Origin of the sequence: Cellulomonas fimi (genome assembly GCF_028583725.1) — a bacterium.
GTDB lineage: Bacteria > Actinomycetota > Actinomycetes > Actinomycetales > Cellulomonadaceae > Cellulomonas > Cellulomonas fimi_B.
Map to the genome: position 1 here is coordinate 273,702 of NZ_CP110680.1, position 14,203 is coordinate 287,904.

At 73.4% G+C, this 14,203-nt stretch carries 12 protein-coding genes; 7 read left to right on the forward strand and 5 right to left on the reverse strand.

Annotation, left to right across the window (positions count from 1 at the left end; genetic code table 11):
* Positions 1-124: 124 nt before the first annotated feature.
* Together OOT42_RS01285 and OOT42_RS01290 are read right to left on the reverse strand one after the other, a co-directional pair.
* Entirely contained in the window at positions 125-1,657 is a 1,533-nt protein-coding gene (locus OOT42_RS01285; protein WP_273653166.1) for a hypothetical protein, read from the reverse strand.
* 92 nt (positions 1,658-1,749) lie between these two features.
* Positions 1,750-3,210 (reverse strand): APC family permease, encoded by a 1,461-nt coding sequence (locus OOT42_RS01290; RefSeq protein ID WP_273653167.1) that lies wholly within the window; start codon positions 3,208-3,210, stop codon positions 1,750-1,752.
* Positions 3,211-3,428: 218 nt separating this feature from the next.
* Here OOT42_RS01290 and OOT42_RS01295 point away from each other — a divergent pair, with 218 nt between their 5' ends.
* Positions 3,429-3,773: a YtxH domain-containing protein gene (locus tag OOT42_RS01295; protein WP_273653168.1), complete on the forward strand. Its 345-nt coding sequence runs from the start codon at positions 3,429-3,431 to the stop codon at positions 3,771-3,773.
* Positions 3,774-3,935: 162 nt separating this feature from the next.
* Here the strand turns inward: OOT42_RS01295 and OOT42_RS01300 are convergent, their stop codons facing one another.
* Entirely contained in the window at positions 3,936-4,439 is a 504-nt protein-coding gene (locus OOT42_RS01300) for a gluconokinase (RefSeq protein ID WP_273653169.1), read from the reverse strand.
* A gap of 102 nt (positions 4,440-4,541) precedes the next feature.
* Between OOT42_RS01300 and OOT42_RS01305 the strand changes: the two genes are divergently transcribed.
* Together OOT42_RS01305 and OOT42_RS01310 are read left to right on the forward strand one after the other, a co-directional pair.
* Entirely contained in the window at positions 4,542-5,822 is a 1,281-nt protein-coding gene (locus tag OOT42_RS01305) for an MFS transporter (RefSeq protein ID WP_273653170.1), read from the forward strand.
* 139 nt (positions 5,823-5,961) lie between these two features.
* Positions 5,962-6,303: a YciI family protein gene (locus tag OOT42_RS01310; protein WP_273653171.1), complete on the forward strand. Its 342-nt coding sequence runs from the start codon at positions 5,962-5,964 to the stop codon at positions 6,301-6,303.
* On the opposite strand, the gene OOT42_RS01315 is transcribed toward OOT42_RS01310, so the two are convergent.
* Both OOT42_RS01315 and OOT42_RS01320 read right to left on the reverse strand, forming a co-directional pair.
* Positions 6,296-7,357: a phosphotransferase family protein gene (locus tag OOT42_RS01315; RefSeq protein WP_273653172.1), complete on the reverse strand. Its 1,062-nt coding sequence runs from the start codon at positions 7,355-7,357 to the stop codon at positions 6,296-6,298. The two genes, OOT42_RS01310 and OOT42_RS01315, sit on opposite strands and share 8 nt — an antisense overlap.
* Before the next feature lie 145 nt (positions 7,358-7,502).
* The gene (locus tag OOT42_RS01320) at positions 7,503-8,909 is read right to left on the reverse strand and encodes an MFS transporter (RefSeq protein WP_273653173.1); all 1,407 of its coding nucleotides are present in this window, start codon (positions 8,907-8,909) and stop codon (positions 7,503-7,505) included.
* 74 nt (positions 8,910-8,983) lie between these two features.
* On the opposite strand from OOT42_RS01320, the gene OOT42_RS01325 reads away from it, so the two are divergent.
* The 4 genes from OOT42_RS01325 to OOT42_RS01340 all read left to right on the forward strand — a co-directional run bounded on the left by OOT42_RS01325 (position 8,984) and on the right by OOT42_RS01340 (position 14,152).
* Positions 8,984-9,274, forward strand: coding sequence for a GNAT family N-acetyltransferase (locus OOT42_RS01325; RefSeq protein ID WP_273653174.1), 291 nt, complete (start codon positions 8,984-8,986; stop codon positions 9,272-9,274).
* A 414-nt stretch (positions 9,275-9,688) separates the two neighbouring features.
* Positions 9,689-11,194: a glycosyltransferase family 2 protein gene (locus tag OOT42_RS01330; RefSeq protein WP_273653175.1), complete on the forward strand. Its 1,506-nt coding sequence runs from the start codon at positions 9,689-9,691 to the stop codon at positions 11,192-11,194.
* Positions 11,187-12,707 carry a glycoside hydrolase family 26 protein gene (locus OOT42_RS01335; protein ID WP_273653176.1) on the forward strand — a complete coding sequence of 507 codons (1,521 nt, stop codon included), beginning with the start codon at positions 11,187-11,189 and terminating at the stop codon, positions 12,705-12,707. The genes OOT42_RS01330 and OOT42_RS01335 overlap by 8 nt, the downstream gene beginning before the upstream one ends.
* Before the next feature lie 47 nt (positions 12,708-12,754).
* Positions 12,755-14,152 (forward strand): UDP-glucose dehydrogenase family protein, encoded by a 1,398-nt coding sequence (locus OOT42_RS01340; protein ID WP_273653177.1) that lies wholly within the window; start codon positions 12,755-12,757, stop codon positions 14,150-14,152.
* Positions 14,153-14,203: the final 51 nt, after the last annotated feature.

A 14,203-nucleotide genomic window follows, 5' to 3' on the forward strand; every position in this document is an offset into this window, starting at 1 on the left:
GCACGACGCCCCCGACCAGCCCGTCGTGCTGTGGGCCGAGGTCTCCGACGGGTGGGAGGTGCGGAAAACGGTGTGGCAGCGGGCGCGGACCGGCGGCGACGAGGACCGACGTCCGGGAGGGCCCCTAGCTCGTCGTCGCCTTCTCACCCCTGAGGAAGGCGAGGATCGCCGGCGTCGCGAGCCGGAGCTGGGCGACCCCCGCCTCGATCTTCGCGGTGCTGATCGTGTCCCACAGCGCCGCCGCCTCGGTGCTCAGCAGGCCCGCGAAGTGGTGTGACAGCGCGATCCGGGCGGTCGCCACCCACTGGCTCGCGGGCGGGTTGGACGGCATGTCGAAGTGCTGGAGCGAGTCGGACAGCTCGCGGATCTCCACGATGAACAGGTTCTCGGCGGCCTTGCCCCGCTCGGTGCGCGTGTCCATCGGGTACGCGCCCATGCCGTACAGGTGACGGTCCCGGGTCTCCTGCGGCCCGGGGAAGGGGTCCGTCTGCTCCCGGGCGGGGTCGCGCTTGCCCCAGCCGATCGGCGGGGACATGAGGTCGCGGCCGGCCCGGTCGTGACCGGGGACGTCGGCGCAGATGCTGCTGAGCCACTGCTGCACGGTCGGGCCCTGCATGACGACGTACGCGTTGTTGCCGTCCCGGTCCTTCACCCGCCGGACGACGAAGGCGTCCCGCAGCGCGTCGTCCTGGGCGACGACGTCCGGGTCGGCGCGGTAGGGCGCGACGGGGAACCGTGAGGTCATGTCGAGCCGGTCGCCGAGGACCGGCTCGACCGTCACCGCGCCGCGTGCCGCGCTCGGCTGCATCAGGCCGCGGAACACCTCCTGGTCCTCCCCCGAGAGGCTCAGGAACGCGGCCCGGAAGCTCGTGCGGGCCATCAGCCCGAACGACGCCTTCGGGCCGTCGGTCGTGCCGAGGTCCCACCACACGCCGTCGATCTGGACGGACGAGCCCGTCGGCTCCTTCACCTTCTCCGGCGGCCGGCTCCCGGCCTCGAGGTAGTACGCGACCATGCTGAGCAGACCGCTCACGGCGCCGGAGAGCGTCCGCGCCCCGGTCCACGTGCCGGTCCGCGTCCGGACCTTGTCGAGCGTCTCGCCGCGGATCTCACGGACGACCGTGGTCTGGGGGTCTTTCTTCTCGCGGTCCGCGACGGGGACGGTCATGGCGTTGGCGAGCAGGGTCGCGACCTTGGCCAGCGGCACACCGATCGTGGCCTGCGGCGTGGCCGCGAACGTCTTGTCGGGCGCGTCGATCCGGGCGTCCCGGAGCCACCTCCCCGCGAACGGGCCGGCGCCCTTGTGCACCGTGGTGCTGCCGGTCGCGCCGAGGGCCGTCGCGACGTTGCTCGCGCCCTGCACGGCGGCGAGCGCGTCGACGATGTCGTCGGTCGCGGTCGTGACGAACTCCAGGTCGGACTGCGAGGCCGTCGCGTTGTCGCCCTCGATGCGGAACAGCCCTTCCTGGCCCTCGTAGACGCGTTCCTTCTCCGCGACCCCCGGGACGCCGCCGCCCGGGACGAACGTGTTGCGCGTGCTCTGGAACTCGAACCCGAGCTTGCGCTGCACGACGGGTCCTGTGCCCGCGAGCAGCCCGCTCACCGCCCGGTTGCCCGCGAGCCGCCCCAGGGACGCCACGGCGGCCGCGCCGGTCACGAGGGGCACCTGCCGAGGTCGCTCCCGTCCGGGGGCGGGCGCCGACGCGCGCGTCGGGACGGCGACCTCGTCCTCGCCGCGACGACGGGCGCTCACCGGTCCGCCCCGCGTCGTCCGACGGCCCACCGGTTGACGACGTAGAGCAGCACGCCGATCGCGAGCAGGATGCCCGCGCGGACGTACACCGCGGGGTCGCGTCCGGTCAGCGGTGACGCGAGCACGAGCGACACGACGGCGCCCGCGACGGGTGCCCACGTCGGGGCGCGGAACGTGGGGCGGGCGTCGGCGTCGTCCGCCGCGGGGCGGCCCGGCGCGGCCCCGTCGTCGGCCCGGTCGTCGGCCCGGTCGTCGGCCCGGTCGTGGGCCCGGTCGTCCCCCTCGGCACGGCCCTCGTCGGGTCTGCGGCGGAGCACCAGGACGGCCACGTTGACCGTCGCGAACACGAGCAGCAGCAGCAGGACGGTCGTGTCGGCGAGCCCCGCGAGGTCGCCCGTCGAGACGAGGGTCAGCGCGACGACCACCGTGAACGCGATCGCGACGAACGGCGTCTGCCGCCCGCCCACCCGGCCGAGCACGCGCGGCACGATCCGCTCCTGCGCCATCCCGTAGACCAGCCGCGACGCCATGAGCATGTTGATGAGCGCGGTGTTCGACACCGCGAGCAGCGCGATCACCGCGAACAGCGCCGGCGGGAACGTCAGCCCGGCGACCTTCACGACCTCGAGCAGCGGACCCGTCGACTCCGCCAGCACGTCCGTCTCGACCAGCATCGACGACGTGAACGCGACGCCCACGTAGATGAGGCCCGCGACCACGAGCCCGCCGAACAGCGCGCGCGGGAAGTCGCGGCGCGGTGCGCGGCACTCCTCGGCGAGGTTGACCGAGTCCTCGAACCCGAGCAGCGCGTAGAACGCGAGCGCGGTCGCGCCCAGGACCGCCACCCACGCCGCGCCGTCGGTCTCCAGCACGAACGCCCGGCCCGGGTCGCCCTCGCCCGTGAGCAGCGCCCACCCGCCGATCGCGAGGATCACCAGCAGGCCCGTCGCCTCGACGATCGTCAGCACGACGTTGACGCGCACCGACTCCGAGATCCCCAGCAGGTTGACGCCCGTGATGACCAGCAGGAAGAACCACGCCGCGACCAGCGTCGGGACCGTGACGAACTCCGCCAGGTAGTCGCCGCCGAACGCGCGCGCCGCCGCGCTCGCGGACGTGACGCCCGACATCATCACGGCGAACGCGACGAGGAACGTGAGGAACGGCCGACGGAACGCCCGGTGCGCGTAGAGCGCCGCGCCCGCCGCCTGCGGGAACCGGCCGACGAGCTCCGCGTACGCCGTCGCCGTCAGCGTCGCCAGCACGAACGCGCACACGAACGGCAGCCAGACCATGCCGCCCACCTCGGCGGCGACCTTGCCCGTGAGGGCGTAGATGCCCGCGCCGAGGATGTCGCCGACGACGAACAGCAGCAGGACGCGCCGACCGATCGTCCGCCGCAGCGGTGGGCCGTCGGACGGGCGCGTGCCCGTCGTGGCCGTCCCCGGCTCGCTCATCGTGGCTCCCCCCGCCGACGCACGTGCCGCCAGTGTCGTCCCGCACGTCCCCCCGCGCGCGGCGGGCCGTCCCGCTCGTGCCTGGCGGACGCCGCGCGCCCGGTCGCCGCCGGTCGTTCACCGCGCGGACCCGCGGGTGGGTGCCTACGCTCGGACCTTCGGACGGGGCGGTGCGCTCTGCGGGTGCGCCGCCGTCAGGACCCTCGGGAGGACCGCTCATGAAGGGCAAGGTCGTGTTCGCCGTCGGCGTCGGGCTCGGGTACGTGCTCGGGACCCGTGCAGGACGGGGTCAGTTCGAGAAGATCAAGGGCTGGGCGAACGACGTCTGGCAGGACCCGCGCGTCCAGGGCTACGTCCAGGACGTCGAGAGCCAGGCGACCGCGTTCGCCAAGCAGCAGGGTGTGGCGCTCAAGGACAAGGCCGTCGAGGCCGCGAGGTCCGCCGTCGCGGGCAACGCACCCTGGCGGTCGTCCACGACGCCGGAGGCCGACGACCCGGCCCCCGACATCATCGCCGGCGAGCCGATCATCGACGCCGACGACGCCCGCACCCGCACCCCCTGACGAGTCGCCGCTCCCCGCTGGCCTGGTGAACACGGGGAGCGACCGACCACGACGACGCGCCCTCACGACCGCCACCCGGCGGGCCGGCGGGGGCGCGTCGGCGTGTCCGGCCCGCAGGCGGGCGGGCCGTCAGGCGGGCTGGCCGTCAGGCCGGGCGGGCCCTCAGGCCCCGAGCGCCTCGACGACGGCGGCGGCCGTCTGCGCCGGGTCGCGGTGGACCGGGAGCCGGAGGCCGTCCTCGTCCTCGCCCAGCGGTTCGAGCGTCGCGAGCTGCGACTCCAGGAGCGACGCGGGCATGAAGTGACCGCGCCGCCCGGCCATCCGCCGCCCGAGCTCTTCGTCGGGGACCGCGAGGTGCACGAACCGCACACGGCCCTGCGCCCCGCGCAGCACGTCCCGGTACGCCCGCCGCAGCGCGGAGCACGCGACGACGGTCCCGCGGCCGGCCTCGGCGTGCTCGGTCATCGCGGCCGCGACGAGCCGCAGCCACGGGCCGCGGTCCGCGTCGGTCAGCGGCACGCCCGCGGCCATCTTCTCGACGTTGGCCGGGGGGTGCAGGTCGTCGCCCTCGACGAACGGGACGTCGAGCGCCTCGGCGACGAGCCGCCCGATCGTCGTCTTGCCCGTCCCCGACACGCCCATCACCACGACGTGCTGCACGCCCACCGGCTCTCCTCCCGCTGCGGAACCCGCCCACCCTCCCACGCCGGCGCCCGCCCCCACCCGCACGCCCAGGACGGGTGCCCCGGGCGACGTACAGTGGCGGCGATGTCCGTCCTCGTCGACACCACACCCCTGCGCGTCAGCCCGGCGTTCCGACGGCTGTGGTGGGGGCTGTCGGTGTCGAACCTCGGCACGCAGCTCACCGTCGTCGCCGTCGGGCTCCAGGTGTACGACCTCACGGGCTCGACGTTCTCCGTCGGCGTCCTCGGCGTGTGCGCGCTGGTCCCGCTCGTGGTGTTCGGGCTCTACGGCGGGGCGATCGTCGACCACTACGACCGCCGCCGCGTCGCGCTCGTCGCGTCGCTGGTCGCCTGGACCGTCGTCCTCGGCCTCGCGGTGCAGGCGTACCTCGGCAACGAGCACGTCGCCCTGCTGTACGCGCTGGTCGCGGTGCAGTCGGCCGCGGGCGCGGTCAACAGCCCGGCACGGACGGCGATCATCCCGCGCCTGCTCGACCCGACGCTGCTCCCGGCGGCCAACGCGCTGCAGACGACGGGCTGGAACGTCGCGCTGACCGTGGGCCCCCTGCTCGGTGCGGGGCTCGTCGCCGCGTTCGACTACGCCGCCGCGTACACCCTCGACGCCGTGCTGTTCACGTTCGCGCTCGCGGCGCTGCTGCGGCTGCCACCGGTCCCGCCGGAGCCGTCGTCGGCGCGACGCGCGCGCGTCGGCCTCGGGTCGGTCGTCGACGGCCTGCGCTACCTCGGCACGCAGCGCAACGTCCGCATGACGTTCGCCGTCGACCTCGTCGCGATGATCACCGCGTCGCCCCGCGTGCTGTTCCCCGCGGTCGCGCTGCTCTACCTCGGTGGCGGCGAGACGACGACGGGCGTGGTCAGCGCGGCCGTCGCGGTCGGCGCGGTGCTCGCGGGCCTGTTCTCCGGAGCCCTGGTGCACGTGCGCTGGCAGGGGCGCATCATCACGCTCGCGATCGTCGTGTGGGGGCTCGCGATCGCGGGGTTCGGCGCGGTCCTCGTGAGCGTCGACGCGACCCGGCCCGACCAGGTGCTGTGGGGCGCGCTGGCGCTCGCGGTGCTCACGCTCGTGGTCGCGGGCGCCGCGGACGCGATCTCGTCGGTGTTCCGGCAGAGCATCCTGCAGACCGCGACGCCCGACGACATGCGCGGACGCCTCCAGGGCGTGTTCGTCGTCGTGGTCGCGGGCGGCCCGCGGCTGGGCGAGCTGCTCCTCGGCGGGCTCGCGACGCGTGTCGGCGAGGGGTGGACGGCGGTGGTCGGCGGCCTGACGTGCGTCGTGCTGGTCACCCTCCTGGTCCGGGCGCAGCGCACGTTCTGGCACTACGACGCCCACCACCCCACCCCCTGACCACCCGCGACGCCCTCCGCCGAGGCGGTGTGGGGCGACGAGCCCGCACGACCGGGTCGTCGTGCGGCCGCGCTGTCGATCCCGGCGATCCCCGTCCGTCACAGTGGTGACACGCCGCAGCCGCACCGGAGGAGCGACCATGACGCAGTACGCCATCTACTTCCAGCAGAACTGGGTCGGGGACCACCCGGCGGAGTGGTTCCGGAGCCGCGTCGAGCCCAGCACCGCGGTCGTCCGTGACATGGAGGCGGCCGGGGTGCTGGTCTTCGCCGGCGGGCTCGAGGAGGACCTGGCCGACGCGTTCACCGCCGACGCGACGAGCGGGACCGTGACGATCACCGACGGCCCCTACGTCGAGACGACCGAGTACCTGGGCGGGATCACCGTGATCGACGTGCCGGACGTCGAGACCGCCAAGCTGTGGGCCGGCCGGGTCGCCGAGGGGTGCGGCTGGCCTCAGGAGGTCCGGGTCATCAAGTAGCGCCCCCGGCTACCGCCCGACGACTGTCCGACGTGAGCGTGTCGAGGAACGTCCGCAGCGCGTCGGCCAGCGTCGTGCGGTACCCGGGGAGCCACTCGCCGTCGAAGGACCGGGGCACGATCTCGGTGGTGAGGACGAGCGTGAGGAACGTCCGGTACAGCGTGAGCCGGGTCTGCGCCGACGGGCTCGTCACGTCGATGCCACCCGGCACGACGCTCGCGTAGCCCGCGAGGACGCGCGGGTTCACGGGGCCGACGTTGTGGCAGTCCGCGCCGACGAGCTCGTGCAGCGGATCCCCCCAGAACGCGCGCTCGGGGTCGATGACACCGACGATCTCGCCGGTCGACGGCTCGACGAACAGGTTCCCGGCCCACAGGTCGGTGTGCACGAGCGCGGGCGACGTGACGTCGTCGAGCACGTCCCCGTGGCGGCGCAGGGCGGCGCGCACCTCGTCGGCGGGGAGGACGACGCCCCACCGGGGCGCGTCGGTCAGCACGGCCTCGACCATGGCGGTGAACGTCTCGCGCCACGTGCGCCTGTTGAGGCCGGCCGCGGGGTTCGGGTAGCCGAAGCCGCCGTCGGGCGCCGGCAGGCCCGCGGTGTGCAGCCGCGCCATGTAGGCGCCGAGCTCGTGCTCCGCGCGCGCGGCGCGCGGGTCCTCGTCGGCCGGGCCGAAGCCGACGTCGACCAGCGGCACGCCGGGCAGGTGGCTCACGACGAGCGCGTCGGACGGCAGGTCGGTGCGCGTGAAGTCGGTGAGCAGCACGCGCGGCATGAGCAGCGCCGGGTGCTCCTCGGCGAGCCGGTAGACGTGCGCCTCGGACCGGACGAGGTCGTGCTCGTAGGTGAGCAGCGCGTCGGTCGCGGTCGGCGCGGTCTTGACGATGACGCGGGTGCCGTCGTCGAGGGTCACGCGGTAGCTCGTCGCGAACATCCCGCCGGTCAGGCGCTCGACGGCGGCGATCGTCCCGAGCGGTGCGAGCACGGCGCGCAGCGCGTCGACGGGTACGTCGGTGTCCGGGGCGGCCGCGGGGGTCTCGTCGGCGAGGGTCACGACGCGCACGCTACTGCGGGGTCGGCGCGCCGGGGGAGGGCCGAAGGGCTGTTCGTGGTGTCGAAAACCGGGGCGCGCGTGGTGTCGAAAGTCGCGGCGCCGACGGCGTCGGTGATGTCCGGCCGGACCGCCCGCGGCCGGGCGGTCAGCCGTCCTCGGCGACGCCCGTCGGGCGCGGCGGCGCGGGGTGCTCGACGGCGCTGCCGACGTCGCCGTCGGCGGCGCCGCGCTGCCGCGGGACCGCGCCGCGCGGGTCGACGCAGTCGGCGACCTCGCACGCGGCGACCGCGGCACCGGCGGTGGGCGACGGCGACTCGTCCTCGACGGCGCGCGGGACGCGCACGTCGGCGGTCGTCGCGTCGGGGCGGGGGCGCAGCGTGCGGTAGGCGGCGAGGGTCGCGACGAGCGCGAGGACGGCGGACACGATGACGACGAGGAACCCGCCGTGCGACCCGTCGGCGTCGATGCGGGACCCGGCGATCGACGAGCCGAAGGAGACGCCGACACCGAGCGACGTGCCGACCCAGGTGAGCCCCTCGGTGAGGCGCGCGGGCGGGACGAGCTGCTGGACGAGCGCGTTGCCGTTGATGAGCGTGGGCGCGATCGCGAACCCGGTGACGAACATGACGGCGGCGAGCACGACGAGGTTGGTCGCGACGACGAAGAACGACACCCCGACGGCGAGGACGACGACGCCGATCGCGAACCGCTGGTGCAGGGGCCGGACCCAGTGCCGCGTGCCGTAGAGCAGGCCGGCGATGAGCGACCCGAACGCGAACACCGCGAGGATGACGCCGGCGATGCCGGTGTTCCCGGACTCCTCGGCGAACGCGACGGTGGACACGTCGGTCGCGCCGAAGATCGCGCCCATCGCGACGAAGACGAGCGCGAGCACGACCATGCCGGGGTTGGCGAGCACGGACCCGCGGACGCGCTCGCCGCCGGCGGCGACGGTCGGGGCGGGCTCGGTCGCGCGGAGCGCGAGGAACCAGTACCCGCCGACGAGCAGCGCGACGAGCGGGACGACGAGGCCGGCGGCGGGGTCGACACCGGTCGCGAGGACGGTGGCGAGGACGGGGCCGACGATGAAGACGAACTCGTCGATGGTCGACTCGAGCGCGTAGGCGGTGTGCATGGGGCGGGGGTCGCCGCCGAGCACGCCGGACCAGCGGGCGCGCACGAGCGAGCCGAACGACCCGACGGCGGCGCCCGTGACGGCGGCGGCGGCGTAGAGGAGCCACGGGTTGCTGTCGGCGCGGGCCGCGACGACGAGCGTGACGAGCCCGACGGACGCGACGGCGACGGCGGGACGCATGACGCGCGCCTGCCCGTGGCGGTCGACGAGCCGCGCGAGCTGCGGCGAGCACAGGGCCTGGGCGACGACGTAGACGGCGGAGACGCGGCCGGCCAGCCCGTAGGAGTCGTACAGCGCGGAGATCATGAGGACGATGCCGATCCCGATCATCGACATCTGGAGGCGCGCGACCATCCCCGCGACGGAGAAGGCGAGGGCACCCGGGCGCGACAGGATCTCGCGGTAGGGCTGGAGCATGCTCCCAGTCTCGCACCGCGCTCCGACGGCGGCCGGGGCTGGTGGTGGGGCGCCGGGTGCCGCACCATCGGTGCATGACGGACGTGCTGGTCAGCGACGCGCCCGAGGCGCACCGGTTCGAGGCCCGCGACGCGGCGGGCGAGCTCCTGGGGTTCGCGGTGTACGACGTGGTGGGCCGGACGGTGGTGTTCACGCACACCGAGGTGGACCCGCGCGCGGAGGGTCGCGGGGTCGCCGCGACGCTCGTGCAGGCGGCGCTGGACGCGGTGCGCGAGAGCCACCGGGACGTCGTGGCGCTGTGCCCGTACGTGAAGGCGTGGGTCGCCCGTCACCCGGAGTACCAGGACCTCCTGCACCGGCCCTGAGGGCCTCGGCGACGTCCCGTCGGCGGCTGTCGTCCGGAGCAACTTCTTGTAAATTTCGTGTGAAGTTGCCTCGGGCAAACCGGACATCTCCGGTCAAGGGGTAAGCGCTTGCGGTGAGCGCGGTCACTTTTGGACAAGTGTCCGTCTAAATCCCCTGTTACCGCCTGGTAAGTTCGATTTACCGAGTTCGCCGGGCGCTGTCATCCGTGTGCCTGTCCCCGGCTTCGGATCGTGCGCCTCCATCAAGCAGGGGGCGGTTGCGCACGTCCACTCGCAGGTCAACGGCCTGCCAGTGGTCTCTCGACGCGCCTGTGGGGGCCTGCGCGCTTCCCACGGTGACGTCCATGCTGGATCGCCGACGACGCCGGGACAGCCCGTCAGTAATTCGCCACCACCGTGTCGGGTAGGCAATTCATGTTCGTATTCGTGCTTCAGCTGCGTCATATGCTGGAAGGGCAGTCGGAGTTTTATCTCTTCGCTGTCTTCTCCACGCTGATCTGGGCGTTGTGGCTGCTCAAGGTCCTTCTCTCACGTCGGTACAAGCCGTACACCGGCGAGTTCCACGGCACCACCTCCGTCGTCGTCCCCGTCGTCGACGAGCCCCTCGACCTCTTCCACGACGTGCTCTCGCGGATCGTCGCGCAGCAGCCCGACGAGGTCATCGTCGTCATCAACGGCAAGCCCAACCCGGGCCTCGAGCGCGTCAGCGAGGAGTTCGCGCCGCTCGTCCGCTGGGTCCACACCCCGATCCCGGGCAAGCGCAACGCCGTCAAGATCGGCACCGAGATGTCGCGCGGCGAGATCACCGTGCTCGTCGACTCCGACACCGTCTGGACCGACGGCACGCTCCCCGAGCTCGTCAAGCCGTTCGCCGACGCCAACATCGGCGGCGTCACCACGCGTCAGCGCATCCTCGACCCCGAGCGGTCCTGGATCACCCGCTGGGCCGACTGGCTCGAGAACACCCGCGCGCTCTACTCGATGCCCGCGCAGTCCGCGCTCGGCCAGGTCGGCTGCCTCCCCGGACGCACCATCGCGTTCCGCCGGCACATCCTCATCGACGTCATGGACGACTTCATGCACGAGAAGTTCATGGGCGTCTTCCTCGAGGTCTCCGACGACCGCACGCTCACCAACCTGACCCTCAAGGCCGGGTACAAGTGCGTGTACCAGTACACGAGCCTCGTCTACACGGACGCCCCGCTGCAGGTGAAGAAGCTCTTCAAGCAGCAGCTGCGCTGGGCCCGCGGCAGCCAGTACAACACCCTGCGGATGCTGCCCTGGATGATGGGCCACGCCCCCGTCCTGGCGATCTTCTTCGTGATGGACATCATCCTGCCGTTCCTGCTGGTCGGGACGATCGCCGGCTGGGTGTACCGCGCCGTCTCCGGCACGGGCGTGAACCTCTACCAGGCGATCCTCGAGACCTACACCGGCCTCGAGGGCTGGGTCTGGGTCGTCGCCACGATGATCATCTCGTCGGTGCTGTCCATGGCGATCCGCCAGATCCGCCACCTGCACGAGAAGCCGTCCGACTTCCTGCGGCTGCCGATCTTCATCATCGTCTCGACGTTCTTCCTCATGCCGGTCCGCCTGCTCGGGTTCCTGCGCATGGCGCACGCGTCCGGCTGGGGCACCCGCGCCGGCGCCTACGCCGGCGGCGACCTCATGGAGGAGCTCGAGAACGCCCCGCAGGCGCCCGTCGACCTCGTCGACCGCGCCCCCGACGGCGTCGTCCCGAGCCAGCGCTCCGCCGACGGCACCGTCCTGACCGAGGCACCGACCCGCGTCCGCCGCGCCACCGCGGCCGCCGCACCGGCCCCCGCGCCGCGTCGCCGTCGCCGTCTCAACCCCCTCGCCGGCATCCCCTACGTGGCCGCCGTGCTGATCTTCGCCCTGGAGGCACTCGTCTATGTCTGAGCACACCGCCCACGGCTGGTGGACCCGGGCCATCCGACCGTCCCCCCGCAAGCGGCTGACCGCAGCCGCGATCGCCCTCGCGCTCATCGCCGTCACCGTCGGCGTCTGGCTGTCGCCGTCCGTCGACGGCGTCGTCCCGACCCGCGCCTCCGCCGAGGAGCTGCGGCTCCAGGCGGAGAACGACAAGCTCCGCAACTCCCTGGAGGCCCGCGAGCAGGAGGTCCTCGACCTCGAGCGCTCGCAGCGCAAGGCCGCCTCCGAGCGGTCCGCCGCCGCCGAGCGCGGCAAGGCCAAGGCCGCCGAGGAGAAGGCCGCGGCCGACGCCGCCGCGCAGCAGAAGGCCGCCGAGGAGCAGGCCGCCGCCAAGGCCGCGTCCGCCGCCAAGGCCGCGACCGAGAAGAAGGCCGCCGCCGAGCGCGGCAAGGCGCGCGACCGTGCCGAGCGGGCCGAGGCCGCGCTCGCCCGGGCCCGTGCCGCGGCCGCCACGCCGTCGTCGTCCGGCCCGGCGCCCGAGGTCAAGCCCACGGCCCCGTCGCTCGCCGAGCTCCGGCAGCCGACGGCCCGCCAGTTCGGCCTCTACACCCCGCAGGCCCCGTTCAGCTGGGCCGAGCAGGACGCGGTCGCCGCGCAGGTCGGCACGCAGCCGAGCATCGTCGGCTACTTCCAGGGCTGGGACGGCAACTTCCGGGCCGACGCCGTGACGCGCTCGTGGGCCAAGGGCGCCATGCCCATGCTCACGTGGGAGTCGCGGAACCTCGCGACGGCGAACGACGTCGTCGAGGAGCCCGAGTGGTCCCTCAAGGAGATCATCAACGGCCGCTACGACGCCTACCTGCGGCAGTACGCCGCCGACGTCACGGCCCTCGGTCTGCCCGTCGCGATCCGTCTCGACCACGAGATGAACGCGTCCTGGTACCCGTGGAACGAGCAGGGCTCCGGCGGCGCGTCCGTCAACGGCAACAGCCCCGGCGAGTACGTGGCCATGTGGCGTCACGTGCACGACGTCTTCGAGGCCGCCGGCGCGAACCAGTACGTGCTGTGGGTGTGGGCGCCGAACATCGTCAACAACCTGCCCGCCGCGAACCAGTCGCTCGCCTACACGAAGTCGCTCTACCCGGGTGACGAGTACGTCGACTGGGTCGGACTGTCCGGCTACTACCGGCCGCCGTACCGCGACGGCCAGACGCCGACCTTCGCGTGGACCTTCGACAAGTCGCTGGACCAGCTGCGCTCGATCACGCACAAGCCGATCTTCCTCGCGGAGATCGGGGCGTCGGAGAGCGGCGGCCAGAAGGCCGCATGGGTCACCGACCTGTTCGACGCGCTGGCCAAGCCGGAGAACGCCGACGTCGTCGGGTTCGCCTGGTTCAACCACGCCGTCACCACCATCAGCCAGGGCGAGCGCCTCACCAACGACTGGCGCGTCGAGTCGCGCGCCGACTCCCTCGCCGCCTTCGTCGAGGGTCTGCACGACCCCGCCGCAGGCTTCGCCCTCCCGGGCGGTGCGTCATGACGCCCGCGACGCCCACTGCCAACCCCCGCCGTTCTAGGAGAAACGACATGACCGAGCAGCACACCGAGGACCTCACGGTCGCGGACCACTTCCCCCGTCGCGTGTTCGACGCCGACGCCCCCGCCCCCCGCATCTCGGTGCTCGGCACCGGCTACCTCGGCGCCACGCACGCCGTGTCGATGGCCGCGCTCGGCATGGAGGTCGTCGGGTACGACGTCGACCCCGCCAAGGTCGCCGCGCTCCAGGCCGGCAAGGTGCCCTTCTACGAGCCCGGGCTGCCCGAGCTCCTCGAGGAGCAGCTCGCCACCGGCCGCCTGCGCTTCACCTCCGACGTCGCCGAGGCCGTGGCCTTCGCGGACGTGCACTTCGTGTGCGTCGGCACGCCGCAGACCAAGACGAGCCACGCCGCGAACCTGTCCTTCGTCGAGGCCGCCACCACGGCCATCGCGGAGAACCTCACGCACGACGCGCTCATCGTCGGCAAGTCCACCGTGCCCGTCGGCACCGGTGCGCGCCTGCGCCAGCTGGTCGCGCAGAAGGCCCGCACGGACGTCCGCGTCGAGCTCGTGTGGAACCCCGAGTTCCTCCGCGAGGGCAAGGCCGTCCAGGACACGCTGCACCCCGACCGCATCGTCATGGGCGGCACCACCGCCGACTCCGAGGCGCTGCTGCGCCGCGTCTACGAGACGCCCATCGCCGAGGGCACCCCGGTCGTCGTCTGCGACCTGCCCACCGCGGAGCTCGTCAAGGTCAGCGCCAACGCGTTCCTCGCGACCAAGATCTCGTTCATCAACGCGATCGCCTCGGTCTGCGAGGCCGCCGACGCCGACGTGACCGTCCTGGCCGACGCGCTCGGCCACGACGTGCGCATCGGTCGCCAGTTCCTCGACGCCGGTCTCGGGTTCGGCGGCGGCTGCCTGCCGAAGGACATCCGCGCCCTCATGCACCGCGCCAACGAGCTCGGTGCGCACCAGGCGTCCGCCCTGCTCCAGCAGGTCGACGAGATCAACATGGGCCAGCGCGGCCGCGTGATCGACCTCGCCCTCGAGGCGTGCGGGGGCTCCGTGCTGAACCGCCGGGTCGGCGTCCTCGGGGCGGCCTTCAAGCCGCACACCGACGACGTGCGTGACTCGCCGGCCCTCAACGTCGCCGCGGCCCTGCACCTGCGCGGTGCCCAGGTCACCGTGTACGACCCCGAGGCCGGCGACACCGCCCGCGCGTCCTTCCCGACGCTCGGCTACGCGACCTCCGCCGAGGAGGCCGTCGAGGGTGCGGACGTCGTCCTCGTCCTCACCGAGTGGGACGAGTTCGTCGGCGCCGAGCCGGCGAAGCTCGCCGCCCTCACGCAGAACGCGAACGTCATCGACGCGCGCGGCAAGCTCGACCCGCAGCGCTGGCGCCAGGCCGGCTGGTCCTTCCGGGGCCTCGGCCGCACCGCCGCCTGACGGGTCGTCTGAACGGTCGCCGGGGTGTCGGCGACCGACCTCGGGCCGCCG

Bases quoted from the DNA above. Each gene is read 5' to 3' on its own strand.
- OOT42_RS01340 (WP_273653177.1), top strand. From the start codon at position 12,755: ATGACCGAGCAGCACACCGAGGACCTCACGGTCGCGGACCACTTCCCC.
- OOT42_RS01335 (WP_273653176.1), top strand. From the start codon at position 11,187: ATGTCTGAGCACACCGCCCACGGCTGGTGGACCCGGGCCATCCGACCG.
- OOT42_RS01295 (WP_273653168.1), top strand. From the start codon at position 3,429: ATGAAGGGCAAGGTCGTGTTCGCCGTCGGCGTCGGGCTCGGGTACGTG.
- OOT42_RS01310 (WP_273653171.1), top strand. From the start codon at position 5,962: ATGACGCAGTACGCCATCTACTTCCAGCAGAACTGGGTCGGGGACCAC.
- OOT42_RS01320 (WP_273653173.1), bottom strand. From the start codon at position 8,909: ATGCTCCAGCCCTACCGCGAGATCCTGTCGCGCCCGGGTGCCCTCGCC.
- OOT42_RS01325 (WP_273653174.1), top strand. From the start codon at position 8,984: ATGACGGACGTGCTGGTCAGCGACGCGCCCGAGGCGCACCGGTTCGAG.
- OOT42_RS01290 (WP_273653167.1), bottom strand. From the start codon at position 3,210: ATGAGCGAGCCGGGGACGGCCACGACGGGCACGCGCCCGTCCGACGGC.
- OOT42_RS01305 (WP_273653170.1), top strand. From the start codon at position 4,542: ATGTCCGTCCTCGTCGACACCACACCCCTGCGCGTCAGCCCGGCGTTC.
- OOT42_RS01330 (WP_273653175.1), top strand. From the start codon at position 9,689: ATGTTCGTATTCGTGCTTCAGCTGCGTCATATGCTGGAAGGGCAGTCG.